Source organism: Bosea sp. OAE506 (assembly GCF_040546595.1).
Classification (GTDB): Bacteria; Pseudomonadota; Alphaproteobacteria; order Rhizobiales; family Beijerinckiaceae; genus Allobosea.
Genome location: NZ_JBEPOB010000001.1, coordinates 2494335 through 2512949 on the forward strand (window position 1 = coordinate 2494335; position 18615 = coordinate 2512949).

General features: G+C 68.0%; 19 protein-coding genes. 14 read left to right on the forward strand and 5 right to left on the reverse strand.

Annotation, left to right across the window (positions count from 1 at the left end; all coding sequences use genetic code 11):
* Positions 1-21 precede the first annotated feature (21 nt).
* The 6 genes from ABIE41_RS12190 (at position 22) to ABIE41_RS12215 (ending at position 6805) form a co-directional block, all read left to right on the forward strand.
* Positions 22-1611, forward strand: a complete 1590-nt coding sequence (locus tag ABIE41_RS12190; RefSeq protein WP_192644707.1) for an ABC transporter substrate-binding protein — start codon at positions 22-24, stop codon at positions 1609-1611.
* A 112-nt stretch (positions 1612-1723) separates the two neighbouring features.
* Positions 1724-2737: an ABC transporter permease gene (locus ABIE41_RS12195; RefSeq protein ID WP_192644708.1), complete on the forward strand. Its 1014-nt coding sequence runs from the start codon at positions 1724-1726 to the stop codon at positions 2735-2737.
* Positions 2738-2741: 4 nt separating this feature from the next.
* Complete coding sequence (locus ABIE41_RS12200) at positions 2742-3650, forward strand: ABC transporter permease (protein ID WP_465247089.1); 909 nt, start codon at positions 2742-2744, stop codon at positions 3648-3650.
* A 157-nt stretch (positions 3651-3807) separates the two neighbouring features.
* Positions 3808-5511, forward strand: coding sequence for a dipeptide ABC transporter ATP-binding protein (locus tag ABIE41_RS12205; RefSeq protein ID WP_192644709.1), 1704 nt, complete (start codon positions 3808-3810; stop codon positions 5509-5511).
* Between the two features lie 155 nt (positions 5512-5666).
* The gene (gene hpxZ, locus ABIE41_RS12210; RefSeq protein WP_066722059.1) at positions 5667-6047 is read left to right on the forward strand and encodes an oxalurate catabolism protein HpxZ; all 381 of its coding nucleotides are present in this window, start codon (positions 5667-5669) and stop codon (positions 6045-6047) included.
* 71 nt (positions 6048-6118) lie between these two features.
* Positions 6119-6805: a GntR family transcriptional regulator gene (locus ABIE41_RS12215; protein WP_192644710.1), complete on the forward strand. Its 687-nt coding sequence runs from the start codon at positions 6119-6121 to the stop codon at positions 6803-6805.
* Positions 6806-6814: 9 nt separating this feature from the next.
* Here the strand turns inward: ABIE41_RS12215 and ABIE41_RS12220 are convergent, their stop codons facing one another.
* The 3 genes from ABIE41_RS12220 to atzF all read right to left on the reverse strand — a co-directional run bounded on the left by ABIE41_RS12220 (position 6815) and on the right by atzF (position 9358).
* The gene (locus tag ABIE41_RS12220) at positions 6815-7249 is read right to left on the reverse strand and encodes a PIN domain-containing protein (protein ID WP_192644711.1); all 435 of its coding nucleotides are present in this window, start codon (positions 7247-7249) and stop codon (positions 6815-6817) included.
* Positions 7249-7491, reverse strand: coding sequence for a type II toxin-antitoxin system Phd/YefM family antitoxin (locus ABIE41_RS12225; RefSeq protein ID WP_192644712.1), 243 nt, complete (start codon positions 7489-7491; stop codon positions 7249-7251). Before ABIE41_RS12225 ends, ABIE41_RS12220 begins: the two co-directional genes overlap by 1 nt.
* Positions 7492-7561: 70 nt before the next feature.
* A complete protein-coding gene (atzF, locus tag ABIE41_RS12230; RefSeq protein WP_192644713.1) occupies positions 7562-9358 on the reverse strand; it encodes an allophanate hydrolase in 1797 nt (598 codons plus the stop codon).
* Between the two features lie 318 nt (positions 9359-9676).
* Here atzF and ABIE41_RS12235 point away from each other — a divergent pair, with 318 nt between their 5' ends.
* From ABIE41_RS12235 to ABIE41_RS12250, 4 genes are read left to right on the forward strand one after another with little or no spacing between them, the layout of a single operon-like run.
* Complete coding sequence (locus ABIE41_RS12235; protein WP_192644778.1) at positions 9677-10315, forward strand: cysteine hydrolase family protein; 639 nt, start codon at positions 9677-9679, stop codon at positions 10313-10315.
* A 32-nt stretch (positions 10316-10347) separates the two neighbouring features.
* Positions 10348-11964, forward strand: coding sequence for a regulator (locus tag ABIE41_RS12240; protein WP_192644714.1), 1617 nt, complete (start codon positions 10348-10350; stop codon positions 11962-11964).
* Positions 11961-12185: a DUF4089 domain-containing protein gene (locus ABIE41_RS12245; RefSeq protein WP_192644715.1), complete on the forward strand. Its 225-nt coding sequence runs from the start codon at positions 11961-11963 to the stop codon at positions 12183-12185. The genes ABIE41_RS12240 and ABIE41_RS12245 overlap by 4 nt, the downstream gene beginning before the upstream one ends.
* Complete coding sequence (locus ABIE41_RS12250) at positions 12182-13576, forward strand: AtzE family amidohydrolase (RefSeq protein WP_192644716.1); 1395 nt, start codon at positions 12182-12184, stop codon at positions 13574-13576. Before ABIE41_RS12245 ends, ABIE41_RS12250 begins: the two co-directional genes overlap by 4 nt.
* Positions 13577-13681: 105 nt before the next feature.
* Here ABIE41_RS12250 and mbfA read toward each other — a convergent pair whose 3' ends face one another.
* On the reverse strand, positions 13682-14674 hold the full coding sequence (gene mbfA, locus ABIE41_RS12255) for an iron exporter MbfA (protein ID WP_192644717.1): 993 nt from the start codon (positions 14672-14674) through the stop codon (positions 13682-13684).
* Between the two features lie 139 nt (positions 14675-14813).
* On the reverse strand, positions 14814-15560 hold the full coding sequence (locus ABIE41_RS12260; RefSeq protein ID WP_192644718.1) for a superoxide dismutase: 747 nt from the start codon (positions 15558-15560) through the stop codon (positions 14814-14816).
* Positions 15561-15810: 250 nt separating this feature from the next.
* Here ABIE41_RS12260 and ABIE41_RS12265 point away from each other — a divergent pair, with 250 nt between their 5' ends.
* From ABIE41_RS12265 to ABIE41_RS12280, 4 genes are all read left to right on the forward strand, one after another.
* On the forward strand, positions 15811-17265 hold the full coding sequence (locus ABIE41_RS12265) for a methyl-accepting chemotaxis protein (RefSeq protein WP_192644719.1): 1455 nt from the start codon (positions 15811-15813) through the stop codon (positions 17263-17265).
* A gap of 69 nt (positions 17266-17334) precedes the next feature.
* Positions 17335-17802, forward strand: coding sequence for a response regulator (locus tag ABIE41_RS12270; RefSeq protein ID WP_192644720.1), 468 nt, complete (start codon positions 17335-17337; stop codon positions 17800-17802).
* A gap of 164 nt (positions 17803-17966) precedes the next feature.
* Positions 17967-18248, forward strand: coding sequence for an STAS domain-containing protein (locus ABIE41_RS12275; RefSeq protein ID WP_192644721.1), 282 nt, complete (start codon positions 17967-17969; stop codon positions 18246-18248).
* A 5-nt stretch (positions 18249-18253) separates the two neighbouring features.
* Positions 18254-18613, forward strand: coding sequence for a response regulator (locus tag ABIE41_RS12280; RefSeq protein WP_192644722.1), 360 nt, complete (start codon positions 18254-18256; stop codon positions 18611-18613).
* Positions 18614-18615: the final 2 nt, after the last annotated feature.

The following is an 18615-nucleotide window of genomic DNA, read 5'->3' on the forward strand; positions in this document are numbered from 1 at the left end:
GCCAACCGAGGACAGACCCCGATGATCACGCGCCGCACCGCCCTTGCCGCAGGCCTCGCCGCTCCCTTCGTGGCCAGGGGCAGTGCCCAGGCCCAGGCGCCAAGCCGCAACGAGACGCTGCTGCTCGTGCAGGAATACGGGCCCAACAGCCTGGACATGCAGGGCATCGGCGCGTCGCAGCCGGTCAACGGCGTCTCGCTGAACTGCTATGATCGCCTGCTGCGTTTCAAGCCGGTTCCGATCCCCGGCGGTGGCGGCAACACCATCGCGATGGGCGAACTCGAGGGCGAACTGGCCGAGAGCTACCAGGTCGCCTCCGACGGCATGAGCGCGACCTTCAAGCTGCGCGACGCCAAGTTCCATTCGGGTCGCGCGGTCACCGCCAAGGATGTGAAGTGGTCGATGGATCGCGCCGTCTCGATCGGCGGCTTCGCCACCACGCAGATGAACGCCGGCTCGCTTGAGAAGCCCGAGCAATTCGTCGCCGTCGATGACAAGACCTTCCGCATCGACTTCCTGCGCAAGGACAAGATGACGCTGCCCAATCTGGCGGTCACCATTTCCTTCGTCTTCGACTCCGAGCTCGCCATCGCCAACAGCGGCGGTGATCAATGGGCGAAGGAGTACCTGAAGAACAACATCGCCGGTTCCGGCGCCTTCAAGGTCGAGAGCTGGAAGCCGGGCGTCGAGACGATCTATGTTCGCAACGACGCCTGGGCCTGCGGAAAGCTGCCGCAGCTGCGCCGCATCATCGCACGCGACATCGCCTCGCCCTCGACGCGCCGCGCGCTGATCGAGCGCGGGGATGCAGACGTGTCCTACGGGCTGCCGCCGAAGGACTTCAAGGACCTGCTTGACGGCGGCAAGATCAACGTCGTCGGCGTGCCGATCCCCAACGGTGTCTGGGGCTGCTACCTCAACACGCAGGTCGGGCCGTTCAAGGATGTGCGCCTGCGCCAGGCCGTCGCCTGGGTGATGCCTTACGAGAAGATCATGCAGGCGGCGCTGTTCGGCCGCGGCGTCTCGATGGCCGGCGGCACGACCCCGAAGGTCGCCTGGCCGCAGCCCTTCCCCTACACCACCGACGTCGCCAAGGCGAAGGCGCTGGTCGATGCGGCCGGCGGGCCGTTCTCGACAACGCTGTATTTCGACGCCGGCAACGCGACGGTGGCCGAGCCGATGGCGGTTCTGATCAAGGAATCGCTGTCGCAGATCGGGATCACGGTCGAGATCAACAAGGTTCCGGGCGCCAATTTCCGCACCGAAATCGCCAAGAAGACCAATCCGATGGTGCTCAACCGCTTCGCGGGCTGGCTCGACTATCCCGATTACTACCTGTTCTGGACGATGCACGGCAACAACTCGATCTTCAACATCGCCGCCTACCAGAACCCGGCGCTGGACAAGCTCGTCGACGCCGCCCGCTTCGCGCCCGACAAGGCCTCCTACGACGCCAATGTCATCGACTTCATCAAGCTGGTGAACCAGGAGGTGCCGATGGTGCCGATCAACCAGCCGACCCATGACGTCGCGCTGCAGAAGTCGATCGGTGGCTATCAATTCCAGCCCTGCCGCGAGCCGGACTTCCGCTACCTGACCAAGGGCGTGTGAGCCAAGGAACGTCATGCTCGGGCTCGACCCGAGCATCTCTCCCCGGAGATTCTCGGGTCTCCGCTTTGCTCCGCCCGAGAATGACGACGCGGTTGGATAAGGGAACTCAACCATGCTTCGCCTGATCGGCCAGCGCCTGATGACGACGATCCCTTCGGTGATCGGCGTCATCATCGTCACCTTCCTGCTGACACGGGTGCTGCCGGGCGATACGGCGGCGTACTTCGCCGGCCCGGCCGCCTCGCCGGAGGCGATCATCGAGATCCGCAGCAAGCTCGGGCTCGACCAGCCCCTGCCGGTGCAGTTCGTCTCCTATGTCACCGCCCTGGTGAAGGGCGATCTCGGCATGTCGCTGACGACCGGCCAGCCGGTGACGGCCGATCTCGCGGCCCGGCTGCCGGCGTCGGCCGAACTGACACTGGCGGGCTTGCTGCTTGCCATGGCGGTGGCGCTGCCGCTCGGCGTGCTCGCGGCCGTCCGGCAGGGCTCCTGGATCGACCATCTCTGCCGCATCGTGGCGACGGCGGGCGTTTCGCTGCCGGTGTTCTTCACCGGGCTGCTGCTCGTCTATGTGTTCTACTTCATCCTCGGCTGGGCGCCGGCGCCGCTGGGGCGGCTCGACGTCTTCGCCTCGGAGCCCGCCCGCATCACCGGGCTCTACCTCGTGGATTCGCTGCTCGCGCGGGACGGCGAGACCTTCCGCGCCGCGCTCGCGCAGATCGCGTTGCCGGCGATCACGCTGGCGATCTTCTCGCTCGCGCCGATCACGCGGATGACGCGCGCCTCGATGCTCGCTGTGCTCGGGGCCGATTTCGTGCGGACCGCGCGCGCCAGCGGGCTCTCAAGCCGCAAGGTCATCGGCACCTATGCCTTCCGCAACGCGATGCTGCCGGTCGTCACCACGCTGGGCATGGTGTTCTCCTTCTTGCTCGGCGCCAATGTGCTGGTCGAGAAGGTCTTCGCCTGGCCGGGCGTCGGATCCTATGCGGTCGAGGCGCTGATCGCCTCCGACTATGCCCCGATCCAGGGCTTCGTGCTGACGATGGCGATCCTCTACGTCGCGCTGAACCTGATGATCGACGTGCTCTACGGCGTCATCGATCCCCGCGTCCGGCTGGAGGGCTGAGGGCATGAACGACATGACCAAGATCGACCCAACGGCCGCGCCCGCGCTGCGCTTCGAGGCTCCGCCCTCGACCAGCCTGCTGGCCCATGCCCGCCACATCGTCTCCGAGAACCCGGTGACGGGGCTGGCCTTCGGGCTCTTCGCGCTGATCCTGCTGGCAGCGATCCTCGGGCCTTCGCTCGTCCCCTATGATCCGCTCGCCAGCAACACCAATTCGGCGCTTCAGGCGCCGAGCGCGCGGCACTGGTTCGGCACCGACCAGCTCGGGCGCGACATCTTCAGCCGGGTGATCGTGGCGACGCGGCTCGATTTCGCCATCGCGGTCTGCTCGGTCGCGCTCGTCTTCGCGATGGGCGGGCTGGCCGGCGTCATGGCCGGCTTCTATGGCGGCTGGGTCGACAAGGTCGTCGGGCGCCTCGCCGACACGATCATGGCCTTCCCGCTCTTCGTGCTGGCGATGGGCATCGTGGCTGCGCTCGGCAACAGCGTCACCAACATCGTCATCGCCACCGCGATCATCAACTTCCCGCTCTATGCCCGCGTCGCCCGGGCCGAGGCGAATGTCCGCCGCGAGGCCGGCTTCGTGCAGGCGGCGCGGCTTTCGGGCAATTCCGACTGGCGCCTGCTTCTGACGCAGATCGTGCCCAACATCATGCCGATCATGGCGGTGCAGATGTCGCTGACCATGGGCTACGCCATCCTTAACGCGGCGGGGCTCTCCTTCATCGGGCTCGGCGTGCGCCCGCCCACCCCGGAATGGGGGATCATGGTCGCGGAGGGGGCAAGCTTCATCGTCTCGGGCGAATGGTGGATCGCCTTCTTCCCGGGGCTGGCGCTGATGACCGCTGTGTTCTGCTTCAACCTGCTCGGCGACGGCGTGCGCGACCTCGTCGATCCGCAGCGGAGGAATTGAGGATGAGCGGAACCACCGCTGTCATTCCGGGGCGCGGCAAAGCCGCGAACCCGGAACCCACGGCCAGGGGCGCGGCCTGCCTGATCGCCAGTTCTCACCCGGTCGTGGGTTCCGGGTTCTCGCTGCGCGAGCCACGGAATGACGGGGGAGGCGTTCGATGACCTCGCCCCCGCTTCTCGACATCAAGAACCTCACCGTCGAGTTCGCCACGCGCCGGGGCACGGTGCAGGCGGTCAAGGCGATCGATGTCAGTGTCGCCAAGGGCGAGACGGTGGCCATCGTCGGCGAATCCGGCTCCGGCAAGTCGGTGACCTCCTATGCCGTGGTGCGGATTCTCGACCGGGCCGGCAGGGTCGCGGAGGGCTCGATCTCGTTTTCGGGCATCGACCTCGTGGCTGCCAGCGAAGCGCAGATGCGCGACATCCGCGGGCGCGAGATCTCGATGATCTTCCAGAACCCGCGCGCGGCGCTGAACCCGATCCGCAAGGTCGGCAAGCAGATCGAGGACGTGCTGCTCGAACATGTCCAGGCGACGCGGGCGACGGCGCGGGAGAAGGCGATCGAGGCGCTGGCCAAGGTCAGGATCGCGCGGCCGGAGGAGCGCTACGACGCCTATCCGTTCGAGCTGTCGGGCGGCATGTGCCAGCGCGTCGTGATCGCGCTGGCGCTTGCATGCCAGCCGCAGCTCCTGATCGCCGACGAGCCGACCACCGGGCTCGACGTCACCACCCAGAAGGCGGTGATGGACCTGATCGTCGAGCTGACGCGCGAACGCGGCATGTCGACCATCCTGATCACCCATGATCTCGGGCTGGCGGCGGCCTATTGCGACAAGGTCGTGGTGATGGAGAAGGGCAACGTCGTCGAGACGGCGAAGGCCAGCGAGATCTTCCGCAATCCGCAGCACGCCTATACCCGCAAGCTGATGCAGGCGACGCCGCGCATCGGCATGAGCCTGCGCGACCTGCTGCCGGAGGCGCAGAAGGGGCCGGCCGCACAGCCGTCCGCTCCCAAGGCCGTGCCAGCGTCGGAGGCCGCTCCGCTGATGCGGGTCGAGAACCTCGTGAAGGAGTATCCGCGGCCGCAGAGCGGCTCGCTCTTCGCGAAGCTGATGGGCAAGGCGGAGGAACCGAAAGCCCCGTTCCGCGCCGTTGACGGCATCAGCTTCAGCGTGGCCAAGGGCGAGACGCTCGGGCTCGTCGGCGAGTCCGGCTGCGGGAAATCGACGACGTCGATGATGATCACAAGGCTGATCGATAAGACCAGCGGCTCGATCCTGTTCGACGGCACGGATATCGGCGCGATTCCCGCCAAGCAGTTCGCGGCGTCCGCGCATCGCCGGCGCATCCAGATGGTGTTCCAGGACCCGACCGACAGCCTCAATCCGCGCTTCACGGCGGAGCGCGCCATCGCCGATCCGATCCTGCGGATGGGCGGGATTTCGGGGCGCGACGCGCTGCGGGCGCGTTGCGAGGAGCTGGCGCGGCTGGTCGGGCTGCCGGTCGAGCTGATCGACCGCTTCCCGCACCAGCTCTCGGGCGGGCAGAAGGCGCGTGTCGGCATCGCCCGCGCCATCGCGCTCGACCCCGATCTCGTCATCCTCGACGAGCCGACGGCTGCGCTCGACGTCTCCGTCCAGGCGGTGGTGCTCAATCTGCTGCAGGAGCTGAAGGAGCGGCTCGGGATGAGCTATCTCTTCGTCTCGCATGATCTCAACGTTGTGCGGCTGCTCTGCGACCGGGTGATCGTGATGAAGACGGGCGCCATCGTCGAGCAGGGCACGGCCGAAGAGGTGCTCGGCGACCCGAAGGCGGACTATACCAAGGAACTGCTGACGGCGATTCCCCATCCGCCGGCGTAAATGGTCCTCATAGCCCTCATCCTGAGGAGCCGCGAAGCGGCGTCTCGAAGGATGCTCCAGCGGTCGCTCTCTGGAGCATCCTTCGAGACGCGCCTGCGGCGCTCCTCAGGATGAGGGCTGAGCAAGACGATGCGACAATGATTGGAGACCTCCCCATGATCCTCAACGATCCCGCTGTCGTCGCCGAAGTCGAGGCCGCCTTCATGGTCTATGAGAAGGCGCTGAACGAGAACGACGTCGCGGTGCTGGATGCCTGCTTCAAGGATGCGCCCGAGACGATCCGCTACGGCATCGGCGAAAATCTCTACGGCTTCGGCGAGATTGCGGCGTTCCGCGCGGCGCGCCCGTCCGCCGGGCTGAAGCGCACGATCGAGCGCACCGTCATCACCACCTATGGCGACGCCTTCGCCACGGCCAATACGCTGTTCCGGCGCGAAAGCATGGCGGGCAAGATCGGCCGCCAGAGCCAGACCTGGGTCAAATTCCCCGAGGGCTGGCGCGTCGTCGCCGCCCATGTGAGCGCCATCGCCGAGTGAGCGGCGGCTGCGGGAGACCGCGCACCCCCCTTGCTCATCCTGCCCTTCCTTCTCCCGACGGCGACAGGGTCATGCAGCCAGGTTCCGCCCCCGTCCGAACCGCAAGGCCCGCCACGGCGCCGGTGACGCGCACCGAGGCGCTGCGGCTGCAACTCTCCGATGCGATCGTCTCCGGCCAGCTCGAGCCCGGGACGCCGCTGGACGAACAGGAAATCGCGACGCGCTTCGGCGTGTCGCGCACCCCGGTGCGCGAGGCGATCCGCCAGTTGTCGGCCTCGGGGCTGGTCAGCGTCAGGCCGCATCGCGGCGCGGTGGTGGCGCTGCCGACGCCCCGCCAGCTCAACGACATGTTCGAGGCGATGGCGGAGCTGGAGGCGCTCTGCGCCGGGCTCGCCGCGCGCAACATGACCGTGCCCGAGCGGCGGGCGCTGGAAGCCCTGCACGAGGCGCTGCGGTTGCTCGTCCATGAGGGCGATCCGGCGAGCTATCATGCGAAGAACGAGGCCTTTCACGCCGCGATCTATGCCGGCTCGCATAATGGCTATCTGGCCGATTTGACGCTGATGACGCGCACCCGCGTCGCGCCCTTCCGCCGGGCGCAGTTCCGCGCCACCGGCCGCCTGGGTGGCTCCTATCGTGAGCACGACCTGATCGTGCAGGCGATCCTGCGCGGCGACCAGCCGGGCGCGCAGGAGGCGATGCGCGCCCATATCGGCATCGTCAGGGATGCGTTCAGGAGCTATGCGGAGACGCGGTAAGGGGGCGGCTCACAGCGGCGGCAGTTCCCTTAAGGGATTGATGCAGGCGACCTCGAGGGGGCGGAAGTGCCTCTCGTTGCCAGTCAAGACGATCAGACCGTGTGCCGCCGCCGTCGCGGCGATGGCGACGTCGGCGAAACCCGTGCCGTGAGCGCGAGCCCGATCGAGCAACGGCCCCGCGGCATGGGCGACATTGAGATCGAACGGCAGGATGCGTCCGTTGTAGAGATGCGCCATCATATCGATCCATTGCCGCAGTCGGAGTGCTTTGGCGGTCGCGCCACGACGCAAGCATGCGCAGATGCCGCCCTCGACCTCAGCGATCGTGATTACGGACAGAAAAAGCCGTCCCTTGGCCCGAGCCTGCCATTCTAGCCACGCGTCGTGTTGCTGGGCCTTGGTCGGAGCCGACGCCGAAAGCATGTCGGTGTCGAGCAAGTACATCAGAATTCGAATTCGCGTGGCGGAGCCCGATCCCGATCGGGAATATCGCCAGGCTCGCCCGGATAGGCGGCCAGCAACTCCTCAAAGCTCGGTACGTTGGCGAGCCGCTGGTACTCGGCGAAAGATAAAACGACCGCCTCCTTGCGGCCATGCCGGGTGATGAGCGCGGGCTCGCCGGCGACGGCGCGGTCGACGAGAGCGGAGAGGGAAGCCTTCGCCTCCCGCAACTGGACTTCCTTCATCGCGACCTCGCACGGTGACTACAAGTGACCTTATCACGTGCGCGCTGTTCGGCGAAGTCCCGTCCCTGCGTCACCCCGTCTTTGCCTGCGCGGCCACGAAGGCGCGCCAGCCGCCGAATTCCGTCACGTCGCGCGCGCCTTCGGTCGCGATGGTTTCGCAGAGGAAGCCCTTGACGCTCGTGCCGTCGGCGAGCGCCATCGTGCCGATGCCGAGCGGGGAGGGGATGCCGGCGACGAAGCGGCCGAAGCCCTCCGGCGGCAGCGACCAGACCTCGAGCGCGATGGCGGCGCCGCCGGTCCCGACGCGGATCAGCCCTGGCCGCGCCGGCGGACCGCCCGGCAGGGCGAAGAGGCGATAGTCCGCGGTGGTGGTGGTGGCGCGCAGGAAGCTGCCGCCCCGGTCCGTCAGTTCGCGGTTCAGCGGCATGCCGGAGAGATGCGCGCCGACGACGGCGATCTCGATGGCGTCGGAAGCGGCCCGAACCGGCGCGGGTGTCACGGCGGGATGAGGCCCGCCGGTCGCGCCCAGCGGCAGCCCGGCGGCGGCGTGGAGCGCCTGCCCGATGCCGGCGAGCACGGCATCATGCCCGGCCGGGGCGATCAGCGTCACGCCCGCCGCCGTGCCGTCCGCCGCTAGGCTGGCGGGGATGGCCAGCGCGCAGAGATCGAGCAGGTTGACGAAATTGGTATAGCGCCCGAGCAGCGAATTGGCGCCGATGGGGTCGGCGGCCATCTCGGCCAGTGTCACCGGGCGCGGCGCTGTCGGCACCATCAGTGCGTCGATGCCCTTCATCGCCGCTTTGGCGACCAGCGCGAGTTCGGCGACGCGGTAGCGCGCGGCGAAGGTGTCGGCCGCGTCGGGCAGGGGCCGCCCCGCGACGACCTGCCGGATCACGGGCAGGATCGCCTCGGGGTCCTTCGCCAGGAGGTCGCGGATCGTCAGATAGCGCTCGGCGACCCAGGGGCCCTCATAGAGCAAGCGCGCGGTCTCGTAGAACGGAGCCATATCGAGCGGAACGATCTCGGCGCCGAGGGTTTTGGCGCGCTCGACCGCAGCGGCGAAGCTCGCGGCCGCCGCAGCATCGCTCGCGACATCGAGATCTTCCGGCCGGGGCACGGCGATCCGCAGCTTTGGCGGCACGGCGCCTGGCCGGCCCAGCGGCAGGGCGCGGGACCAGGGATCGCCTGCGTCGTGGCCTGCTGCAACCGACAGCACGGCCCAGGCATCCTCGACGGTCAGGGCAAAGACGGAGACGCAGTCCAGCGTGCGGCAGGCCGCCACGACGCCTGCCGTCGAGACGAGGCCGAGGCTGGGCTTGAGGCCGACGAGGTTCTGCAGCCCGGCGGGCACGCGGCCTGAGCCGGCCGTGTCGGTGCCCAGCGCCACGGGCACGATGCCGGCTGCGACCGCGCTCGCCGAGCCGGAGCTGGAGCCGCCGGGGACGAGGTCTGCGCGCAGGGCATTGCGCGGCACCCCATAGGGCGAGCGGGAGCCGTTCAGGCCGGTGGCGAACTGGTCGAGATTGGTCTTGCCGATGACGATCGCGCCGGCCGCGCGCAGCCGCGCGACGACGGTTGCGTCGCGTTCCGGCTCATAACCGAAGGCAGGGCAGGCTGCCGTGGTGGGCAGGCCGGCGACGTCGATGTTGTCCTTGATGGCGACGGGTACGCCCCAGAGCGCACGGCCGCGCGGTCCCTCCGCCTGCAGGGCCTCAGCCTCCGCCAGCACCTCGGCTTGCGGCCGCAGCGTGATGAAGATCGCCGCGTCGCCATGGGCGTGGTGGCGGGCATAGCAGGCGGCGATGGTCTGCGGGATGGTGGCACTGCCATCGAGATGGGCGGCGAGCAGGCTGGTCAGGGTCGTCACGGGGCTCTCTTTCGCGGCGCCTATCGATTAGGCAAAACTCAAGGAGTTGCATGCAAGGATTATGCAACGAAAACGACCGGCCGCCGCCCTGTCGAATGCGGCGGGCCGAGGTCGTTTCGGCTCAGATTTCGGATCGCCGGGATTTCCCCGTTCCGGCAATGGGTTCGGCTGCGCTTCTCATGATCTGATTCTGCCCCTGGCGCTGACTCGCTGTCAGGCACGGGCCTTGCAAAGCCCGTTCCGCTGATCCGCGATCGGGGGCGCCGCACCGTGAGCCGCATCGAAATTCCTGCCCGGCCCTTCCCGCTTGGCGTCGACATGGCGCGCACGGCGCTGATCATCATCGACATGCAGCGGGACTTCCTCGAGCCCGGCGGCTTCGGCGCTGCGCTCGGCAACGACGTCTCGCGGCTGATGGCGGCGGTCGAGCCCTGCCGGGCGATCCTGGCGGCGGCGCGGGCGGAGGGGCTGCTGGTCATCCACACCCGAGAGGGCCACCGGCCCGATCTCGCCGACGCGCCGCCGGCCAAGGTCCTGCGCGGCCCGGCCGACAAGCGCATCGGTGCCTGCGGGCCGATGGGGCGCATCCTGATCCGCGGCGAGGCGGGGCACGAGATCATTCCGGCGCTGGCGCCGCTGCCCGGCGAGCCGGTGATCGACAAGCCGGGCAAGGGCGCCTTCTACCAGACAGATCTTGAGCTGATGCTGCGCAATCGCGGCATCGAGACGCTGATGGTGACGGGCGTCACCACCGAGGTCTGCGTCCACACCACGGTGCGCGAGGCGAACGACCGCGGCTATCGCTGCCTCGTGCTGGGCGATGCCTGCGCCTCCTATTTCCCGGAGTTCCACGAGGTCGGCCTGCGCATGATTGCGGCCCAGGGCGGAATCTTCGGCTGGGTTTCGACGACGACGGAGGTGCTGGCCGCGCTCTCCGGGCGGGAGCAGGCGGCCTGATCGGGGCTGGGAAGCCGGGACAGGAGGGGGACATGGCGACGACGACGGCAAGCGCGACGACGACCTCACCGAAGCTCTGGACACCGGGCGACTGGAACGCCCTGTTCGGCTTCGGCACCAACATCCTGGTCAATCTGCTGGTGCTGACCGGGCTCCTGCAATTCGTGCTGAAGATGCCCACCGAGCTGATCTACGGGCGCATCCTGCCGGCGCTCGGGCTGATGATGGCGCTGTCGACCGGCTACTATGCTTATCTCGCCTGGAAGCTCGCCAAGGAGACCGGCCGCGACGACGTCTGCGCGCTGCCTTCGGGCATCAGCGTCCCCCACATGTTCGTCGTCACCTTCGTCATCATGCTGCCGATTGCGACGATGACCGGCGATCCGGTCAAGGGCTGGGAGGCGGGCCTCGTCTGGGTGTTCTTCCAGAGCTTCATCCTGATGATCGGTGGCTTCATCGCGCCCTACATCCGCAGGATCACGCCGCGCGCAGCGCTGCTGGGCACGCTGGCGGGCGTCTCGATCGCCTTCATCTCGATGCGGCCGGCGCTGGAGATCTTCCTGACGCCGGCTATCGGGCTGGTGTGCCTGGCGATCATCCTGGTGAGCTGGTTCGGCGGCATCCGTTATCCGCGCGGCATCCCGGCCGGGCTCGTCGCCATCGCCTTCGGCCTCGTGATCGCCTGGGGTTCGTCGCTGGTCGGGCTCGATGTCGGCGGGCTCTCGCTGGCCAAGCTCGGCGCTGCGTTCTCGAATTTCGGATTCTCGCTGCCGGTGCCGGCCTTCGACCATGTCTTCTCGGGCTTCACCTATCTCGGGATCATCCTCGTCACGGCCATCCCCTTCGGCATCTACGATCTCGTGGAGGCGATGGATAATGTAGAGAGCGCGGAGGCGGCCGGTGACCACTACCCGACGACGCGGGTGCTGACCGCCGACGGCGTCGTCTCACTGATCGGCTGCCTGATGGGCAACCCCTTCATCAACGCCGTCTATATCGGCCATCCCGGTTGGAAGGCGATGGGCGGGCGCATCGGCTATTCGGCCGCCACCGGGCTGATCGTGATCGTGCTCTGCTGGTTCGGCATCGTCGCGCTGCTGCTGGCGCTGATCCCGATCGTCGCGATCTCGCCGATCCTGCTCTATATCGGCATGCTGATCGGTGCGCAGGCCTTCCAGACCACGCCGACCAGCCATGCCCCGGCGATCGTGCTGGCGGTGACGCCGCATCTGGCGGCCTGGGCCAAGGTCCAGATCGACGGGGCGCTGGGCGCTGCGGGCACGAATGCGGCGGCAGTCGGCATCGACAAGATGGCCAATATGGGCGTGCTCTATCACGGGCTCGAACTGATGGGCGGCGGGGCGATCCTGTCGGGGCTTGTGCTCGGCGCGATCGCCGTCTTCGTCATCGAGAAGCAGTTCGCGCAGGCCGCGGCCTTTGCAGCGGCGGGGGCGGTGCTGACCTATTTCGGGCTGATGCATGGCGAGGCGATCGGCATCGGCAAGGGGCTGGGCGTCACGCCCTCGATCAGCCTGGCCTATGCGATGGTGGCGGGCTTCCTTTGGTATTGCGGCAAGAGCCTCGCGGCGGAAAGCGGAGCCAAGACGATGACCACGGAACCTCGTGCCAATCTGGAGCCGGCGGAATGAGCGGTGCCGATGTGAAGACGGCTTTCGACGCCGCACGTCATTGCGATGCGATGGCGCCGGTGCTGGGGCTGACGATCACGGATGCGCAGCGGCCGGTGGTGCTGCAGTTCCTGACCATCGCCCATGGCATGGCCGAGATCGTCTTCGCCGCGCCGATCGACGAGGCCTCGCTCGAACTGGCCCCGGTGTTCCGGCCAGGGTTTCCGGAGTCAACCGCGTGACCCTCGACGTCTTCACGCCGGCCCACCGCATCGCTTCGCAGGTCCGGGAGGGGGAGGTAACGGCTCGGGCCGTCACCGAAGCCTTCCTCGCCCGCATCGCGGCGCTCGATTCCGCCATCAATGCCTTTACCGACGTCACCGCCGAGCGGGCGCTGGCGCAGGCAAGCGCGATCGATGCCGCCCGCGCAGCGGGCGCGCCGCTCGGGCCGTTGGCGGGCGTGCCCTTCGCGGCCAAGAACCTGTTCGACATTGCGGGGCTGCCGACGCGGGCGGGCTCGAAGATCAATCGCGAGCGAAAGCCGGCCGCGCGCGACGCGGTGCTGGTCGAGCGGCTGACCGCGGCGGGCGCCGTGCTGCTCGGCGGGCTGAACATGGGCGAATACGCCTATGACTTCACCGGCGAGAACGCCCATGACGGGCCCTGCCGCAACCCGCATGACCCGGCCCGCATGGCCGGCGGCTCTTCCTCCGGCTCGGGGGCGGCGACGGCGGCGGGTTTCAGCCCACTCTCGCTGGGATCCGACACCAATGGCTCGATCCGCGTGCCGAGTTCGCTCTGCGGCGTCTTCGGCCTGAAGCCGACCTATGGCCGGCTGCCGCGCACGCGCAGCTTCCCCTTCTGCGACTCGCTCGATCATCTCGGCCCCTTCGCGCGCGACGTCACCGATCTCGCGACTGCCTATGACGCGCTGCAGGGGCCGGATGCGCATGATCCGGCCTGCGCGCAGCGGCCGGTCGAACCGGTGCTGCCGTCTCTTCAGGCGGGCGTCGGTGAGTTGCGGATCGCGGTGGCGGGCGGGCATTTCGCGACCGAGGGCATGCCGGAGGCGGCGGCGGCCGTGGCGCGGGTGGCGCAGGCGCTGGGCGCGACGCAGCATGTCGCGCTCGAGGGCGCGGCGATCGCCCGCGCTGCCGCCTTCCTGATCACCAACAGCGAGAGCGCGACCTTCCATCTCGACCGGCTGCGGAAGCGCGCCGATGATTTCGACCCCGAGACCCGCGACCGCTTTCTGGCCGGGGCGATGCTGCCGGCGGCCTGGTATGTCCAGGCGCAGCGGGCGAGGCGCTGGTTTCATGATGAAATGATGCGCGTCTTCGCCGATGTCGACCTGATCATCGCGCCGGCCACGCCCTGTCCCGCGCCGCTCGTCGGACAGAAGACGCTGGAGCTGCGCGGGGAAACCGTGCCGCTGCGGCCCAATCTCGGGCTGTTTACCCAGCCGATCTCGGCGATCGGCCTGCCGGTCGCGGCGGTGCCGGTCTTCGGGGCCGGCCTGCCGATCGGCGTGCAGATTATCGCTGCGCCCTGGCGCGAGGATCTCTGCCTTCGGGCGGCCTTCATGCTGCAGCGGGACGGGGTGTGCGAGGCGCGGGCGCCTGTGCTGGGCTAGGTCGTCATTCTCGGGCCGCGCTGGCGCGGACCCGAGAAACTCTTTCCGAAAGAAGCGTATCCTTTTGCGAGAGATGCTCGCGGCAAGCCCGAGCATGACGTGCCGCTACGACCCGCCGATCAGGATGCCCGCCGCCAGAACCAGCCCGCCGCCCAGCACGATCTGGAAGGCGGCGCGCAGGAAGGGCGTCTCCATATAGCGGTTCTGGATCCAGACGATCGCCCAGAGCTCGACGAACACCACCATCAGCGCGACGGTCGTCGCCGTCCAGAAATGCGGGATCAGGTAGGGCAAGGCGTGGCCGAGCCCGCCGAGTGCTGTCATCACGCCCGAGGCCAGGCCGCGCTTCCAGGGGGCGCCGCGGCCCGAGAGCTTCCCGTCGTCATGGGCGGCTTCGGTGAAGCCCATCGAGATGCCGGCACCGACCGAGGCCGAGAGGCCGATCAGGAAGGTGGTGTGCGGATCCTGGGTCGCGAAGGCGGTGGCGAAGATCGGGGCGAGCGTCGAGACCGAGCCGTCCATCAGGCCGGCCAGGCCCGGCTGCACCCAGGTCAGGACGAACTGGCGCTTGGCGGCGAGATCCTCCTCCGAGCGGGCTTCACCACCGAGATGGGCTTCGGTCAGCGCCTGAGCCTTGGTCTGGTGGCCCGCTTCCGCCGCGGCGAGGGTGCCGAGCAGGCCGCGGGTCTCGACATCGGTCGAGCGGCCGGCCGCGGCGACATAGAAGTCCCGCGCCTGGCGTTCCATGTCCTCGGCTTCCGCGCGGATGCGGTCGAGACCTAGGTTCTCGACCAGCCAGACCGGCTTGCGGCTGTAGAAATCCGCGACATGCTCGCGCCGGATCGGCAGCACCACCTCGCCGAAGCGCTTGCGGTAGAGGTCGAGCAGGCGCTGGCGGTGGCCGTCCTCTTCCTGCGCCATGCCGTCGAACACGGCGGCCGAGGCGGGGTAGCTCGCCCGCAGGGACTGGGCATAGGTCTGGTAGATGCGCCCGTCTTCCTCCTCGGAGGCGATGGCGAGGGCAAGGATCTCGCGCTCCGAAAGATCGTCGAAGCGGCGCTTGCCGCCGAAGCCCGGCAGGGAGAAGCGGGAGAGCATGGCATCATCCTGATTAGAATAATTCTAATCTAAGCCGCAGTGTCCCATCCCGCAAGGGCTTCCGTGCCCGTCCGAGGCCCGAAAGTGAAATGCCCGGCGCAGGCGCCGGGCATCGCAGGGGGCGTCCTGAGGATCAGGCTCAGACGGCGAGCTTGCCGGCCTTGGCGGCGGCGTAACGCTCGTTGACCTTCGCCCAGTTGACCACGTTCCACCAGCCCTTGAGGTAGTCGGCGCGGCGGTTCTGGTACTTCAGGTAATAGGCGTGCTCCCAGACGTCGTTGCCGAGCAGGACCATCTGCTTGTCCATCAGCGGGCTGTCCTGGTTCGGCTTGGCCAGCAGAGCGAGCTTGCCGGCCTTGTCGACCGTGACGAAGACCCAGCCCGAGCCGAAGACGCGCAGACCCGCCGCCTCGAAATCGGCCTTGAACTTGTCGAAGCCGCCGAGGTCCTTGGTGATCGCGGCCGCGACATCGCCGGTCGGCGCGCCACCGGCGCCGGGCCCCATGATCTCCCAGAACATGCTGTGGTTGGCGTGGCCGCCGCCGGCGTTGCGGATCGGCACGCGCACGGCCTCCGGCAGGGCGCCGATGTCGCCGAGGAGTTCGTTGATCGGCTTGGAGGCGAGGACGCCATGGTCCTTGGCGGCGTTGTTGAGCGCCGTGACGAAGGCCGCGTGGTGGCGGCTGTAGTGGATGTCCATCGTCATCGCGTCGATATGCGGCTCCAGGGCGGCAGCCTCATAGGCGCGCTTGGGCAGCGAGAACGGGCCGGCCGGGGCGGCGGGGGCGGCGGCCTGGGCCCAGACGCGCGGGGCGGCGGCCATGGCGAGGGCGGCAGCACCGACCCCGAGCAGCGAGCGGCGGGAAACGGAATAGGTGGTGGTCATGCGAGATCCTCCATGAGCGGTTTCGGCATCGGACTTGCCCCAACGGTATGCCGGAGCCGCGTTCGCGGATGCAGAGCATATACGGATTCTTGGGCGCTGCGGTTCCGGAAATGCCTGCGGGCGCGCCTGACGACGGGGTGCGCGGTCCCGATACAGCCCCGGCACGCCCAGAAGTTGCATTAACCCTCGGTTTACCGCGTTTCGCTAGGGTCAGGATGGATTGCCGAGGCCCGCAAAGGACCCGCCCACCATGCATGCGCTTGCGCGAACTGCCCCCGAGCCGGCCAATGAGGACTTGCCGACCGAGGCCGCCGCGGAGCGAGCGGTCCGGGACATCTCCGAGCGGTTCGCGAAGCTCGGCGTCGAGATCACGGATATTTCGGGGCGCATCAGCGACGTCACGCGCCAGCTCGACGGCCAGACCCAGGGTCTCCACCGTGTCGTGACCGCGGTGGAGCAGGTGTCGCGCGCCAACCGCGCGATCGAGCAGGCCGCCGAAGGCGCGCAGAGCACCGCCTCCTCCGTCCGCCATGGGCTCGAGCGCGTCACCGGCGCGGTGCGGCAGGGGCTTAATTCGGCCCAGTCCGACATCGAGGCCTTGTCGCAAGGCGCGCAGTCGATCTCGCAGGCGCTGTCGCAGGCGGTGGCCGACGCGCACAAGGTGCGCGCCTCCAGCGACGCGATCCAGGCCATCACCCGCGAGATCCAGCTGCTGTCGATCAATGCGGGCGTCGAGGCCGCCCGCAGCGGCGCCGCCGGACGCGGATTCGCTGTCATCGCTGCGGCGGTGAAGCATCTCGCCGAGCAGACGCGCGATGCCACCGCGCTCAGCTCCAAGCAGCTCGAGGCGCTGGTGAAGTCGGTCGATACGCTGGCCACCAAAAGCGAGGAGAACGCGCAGACGGCGCAGCGGGCGAGCCAGGAGAGCCGCTCGATCGCGCTCCAAGTCGGCGAGCTCGACAGCTTCAGCCGCTCCGTCGTCGAGCTGATCGGCGACATCGACGCGATCTCCAACCCGACGCGCGACAACGCCGTCGCCTTCGCGAAGGTGAGCGAGGACCTGAAGAGTCTCGTCGAGGGCGTCGACCATTCGAGCGAGAACCTGGAGAAGGCCTCGCAGCGGGCCGAGGCGCTGGTCTCGATCAGCGAGGGCATTCTCGGCGTCATCGCGGCGTCGGGCGTGCGCACGGCGCAGTCGGCGCTCATCGCGACGGCCATGGAGACCGCCGAGCGGATCGGCCGGCTGTTCGAGGAGGCGCTCGATCGCGGCGAGGTCACGCCTGCAGATCTTTTCGACGAGGCCTATCAGCCAATCCCGGGCAGCGACCCGGTCCAGCATCTGACCCGCTTCATCAAGCTCTGCGACAGGGTGCTGCCGCCGATCCAGGAGCCGCTGCTCGCCTCTAACCGCCGCATCGTCTTCTGCGCGGCGGTGGACCGCAACGGCTTCCTGCCGACGCATAACCTGAAATACGCGCATCCGCAGGGCCAGGACCCGGTCTGGAACAACGCCAACTGCCGCAACCGGCGCATCTTCAACGACCGGACCGGCCTGGCGGCGGCCCGCAACCGCAAGCCGTTCCTGCTGCAGACGTATCGTCGCGACATGGGCGGCGGCCAGTTCCTGGTGATGGAAGACCTCTCGGCGCCGATCATGGTCAAGGGGCGGCACTGGGGCGGGTTCCGCTTCGGCCTGAACGTGTAGCGAGAGACCTTTCGTCCGACCGGTTTTGTTGTGTCAGTCGTTGTAGAGTGAGTTGTCGGGCCCCGCGTCATGCATATCGCGCCGTCCTTTCCCAATCTGTCGGTGCTCCTGATCGATCCGAGCCCGCATTATCGCCGCATCGTGCGGACGATGCTGTATCAGGCGCAGCTGCACCGCATCTTCGAGGCATCGGATCTGCCCTCCGCCGCGACGATGTTCATCCAGAAGCAGCCCAACATCGTCATCCTGGACTGGGACATGCCGGACAACGGCAGCACGAAGTGCCTGGCCGCCATCCGCTCGTTCAAGACCTCGCCCTTCGCCAAGGCGCCGGTGCTGGTGATGATGGAGAAGCCCGACCGCCGCTCCGTCGTGCAGGCGGCAAAGCTCGGCGCGCACGAGATCATCACCAAGCCGATCTCGCCCAACAATCTGTGGCTGCACCTGTCGGGAATCATCAACATCCCGCGCAAGTACCGTGAGGCGAATGGCAGCATCTCGCTGGTTCCGCGCGCCATCAGCAACAGCATGTTCTGACGCCTTTCGCCGTGTGCAGCGAGCGGCCGCGGGGAGGGCGCCGGAGGCCCCAGCGTGCTTTCCGGACACCGCCTTGCCCAAAAAGTTGACGCTACGTCGTCTGGTTAGGGAAATTTTTACCAGTCTGCCCCGATGCTGATTGGCGCAATCCTGGGTCGTGTCACATGGTCATCACCGTATCGCTCCCCGCCTTCCTCGGCCGCTCCGAAGCGGCCACCTTCCGAAACCAGCTGCTCGTCGCAATGGAGCAGAAGGAAAGCATCGCCGTGGAATGTGCCGAGGCCGGGCCTCTGCCCAGCCTGTGGATCCAGCTGCTGCATTCGGCCGCCACCAGCGCGAAGGCGCGGGGACTGTCGGTGTCGCTGAGGGCAGCCTCCGCGGAGTGCCGCGAATCCCTGCGGGCGATCGGTTTCGATCCCGCTCACAGCGCTCTCGTTCTGGAGTGATTTGAATGCGCATTCTCGCCATCGACGACACAAAGACCCTGCTCAGTCTGCTCAGCCTGACTCTGCGCAATGCCGGCCATGAAGTGGCCGAGGCGGAGAACGGCGAGGACGGGCTGGTGAAGTTCGACCAGTTCAAGCCGGACCTGGTGATCACCGATCTCAACATGCCGCTCATGGACGGGATCGAGTTCACCCGCGCCTGCCGCGCTCGTCCCGCCGGCCAGAACACGCCGATCATCGTTCTGACCACGGAGAACGGCGCGGAGATCAAGGCCGAGGGCCGGCGCGCCGGCGCCAGCGCCTGGATGGTCAAGCCGTTCGAGCCCAACACCCTGCTCGGCCTCGTCGCCCGCTATCAGAACTGAGG

What these genes read in the sequence shown, in the direction of transcription:
- ABIE41_RS12205 (WP_192644709.1), top strand. Translation starts at nt 3,808, where the DNA reads ATGACCTCGCCCCCGCTTCTCGACATCAAGAACCTCACCGTCGAGTTC.
- mbfA (WP_192644717.1), bottom strand. Translation starts at nt 14,674, where the DNA reads ATGCTCTCCCGCTTCTCCCTGCCGGGCTTCGGCGGCAAGCGCCGCTTC.
- ABIE41_RS12195 (WP_192644708.1), top strand. Translation starts at nt 1,724, where the DNA reads ATGCTTCGCCTGATCGGCCAGCGCCTGATGACGACGATCCCTTCGGTG.
- ABIE41_RS12220 (WP_192644711.1), bottom strand. Translation starts at nt 7,249, where the DNA reads ATGTACTTGCTCGACACCGACATGCTTTCGGCGTCGGCTCCGACCAAG.
- ABIE41_RS12270 (WP_192644720.1), top strand. Translation starts at nt 17,335, where the DNA reads ATGCATATCGCGCCGTCCTTTCCCAATCTGTCGGTGCTCCTGATCGAT.
- ABIE41_RS12280 (WP_192644722.1), top strand. Translation starts at nt 18,254, where the DNA reads ATGCGCATTCTCGCCATCGACGACACAAAGACCCTGCTCAGTCTGCTC.
- ABIE41_RS12260 (WP_192644718.1), bottom strand. Translation starts at nt 15,560, where the DNA reads ATGACCACCACCTATTCCGTTTCCCGCCGCTCGCTGCTCGGGGTCGGT.
- ABIE41_RS12245 (WP_192644715.1), top strand. Translation starts at nt 11,961, where the DNA reads ATGAGCGGTGCCGATGTGAAGACGGCTTTCGACGCCGCACGTCATTGC.
- ABIE41_RS12275 (WP_192644721.1), top strand. Translation starts at nt 17,967, where the DNA reads ATGGTCATCACCGTATCGCTCCCCGCCTTCCTCGGCCGCTCCGAAGCG.
- ABIE41_RS12190 (WP_192644707.1), top strand. Translation starts at nt 22, where the DNA reads ATGATCACGCGCCGCACCGCCCTTGCCGCAGGCCTCGCCGCTCCCTTC.
- ABIE41_RS12265 (WP_192644719.1), top strand. Translation starts at nt 15,811, where the DNA reads ATGCATGCGCTTGCGCGAACTGCCCCCGAGCCGGCCAATGAGGACTTG.
- hpxZ (WP_066722059.1), top strand. Translation starts at nt 5,667, where the DNA reads ATGATCCTCAACGATCCCGCTGTCGTCGCCGAAGTCGAGGCCGCCTTC.
- ABIE41_RS12200 (WP_465247089.1), top strand. Translation starts at nt 2,742, where the DNA reads ATGAACGACATGACCAAGATCGACCCAACGGCCGCGCCCGCGCTGCGC.
- ABIE41_RS12235 (WP_192644778.1), top strand. Translation starts at nt 9,677, where the DNA reads ATGGCGCGCACGGCGCTGATCATCATCGACATGCAGCGGGACTTCCTC.
- ABIE41_RS12240 (WP_192644714.1), top strand. Translation starts at nt 10,348, where the DNA reads ATGGCGACGACGACGGCAAGCGCGACGACGACCTCACCGAAGCTCTGG.
- ABIE41_RS12225 (WP_192644712.1), bottom strand. Translation starts at nt 7,491, where the DNA reads ATGAAGGAAGTCCAGTTGCGGGAGGCGAAGGCTTCCCTCTCCGCTCTC.
- ABIE41_RS12215 (WP_192644710.1), top strand. Translation starts at nt 6,119, where the DNA reads ATGCAGCCAGGTTCCGCCCCCGTCCGAACCGCAAGGCCCGCCACGGCG.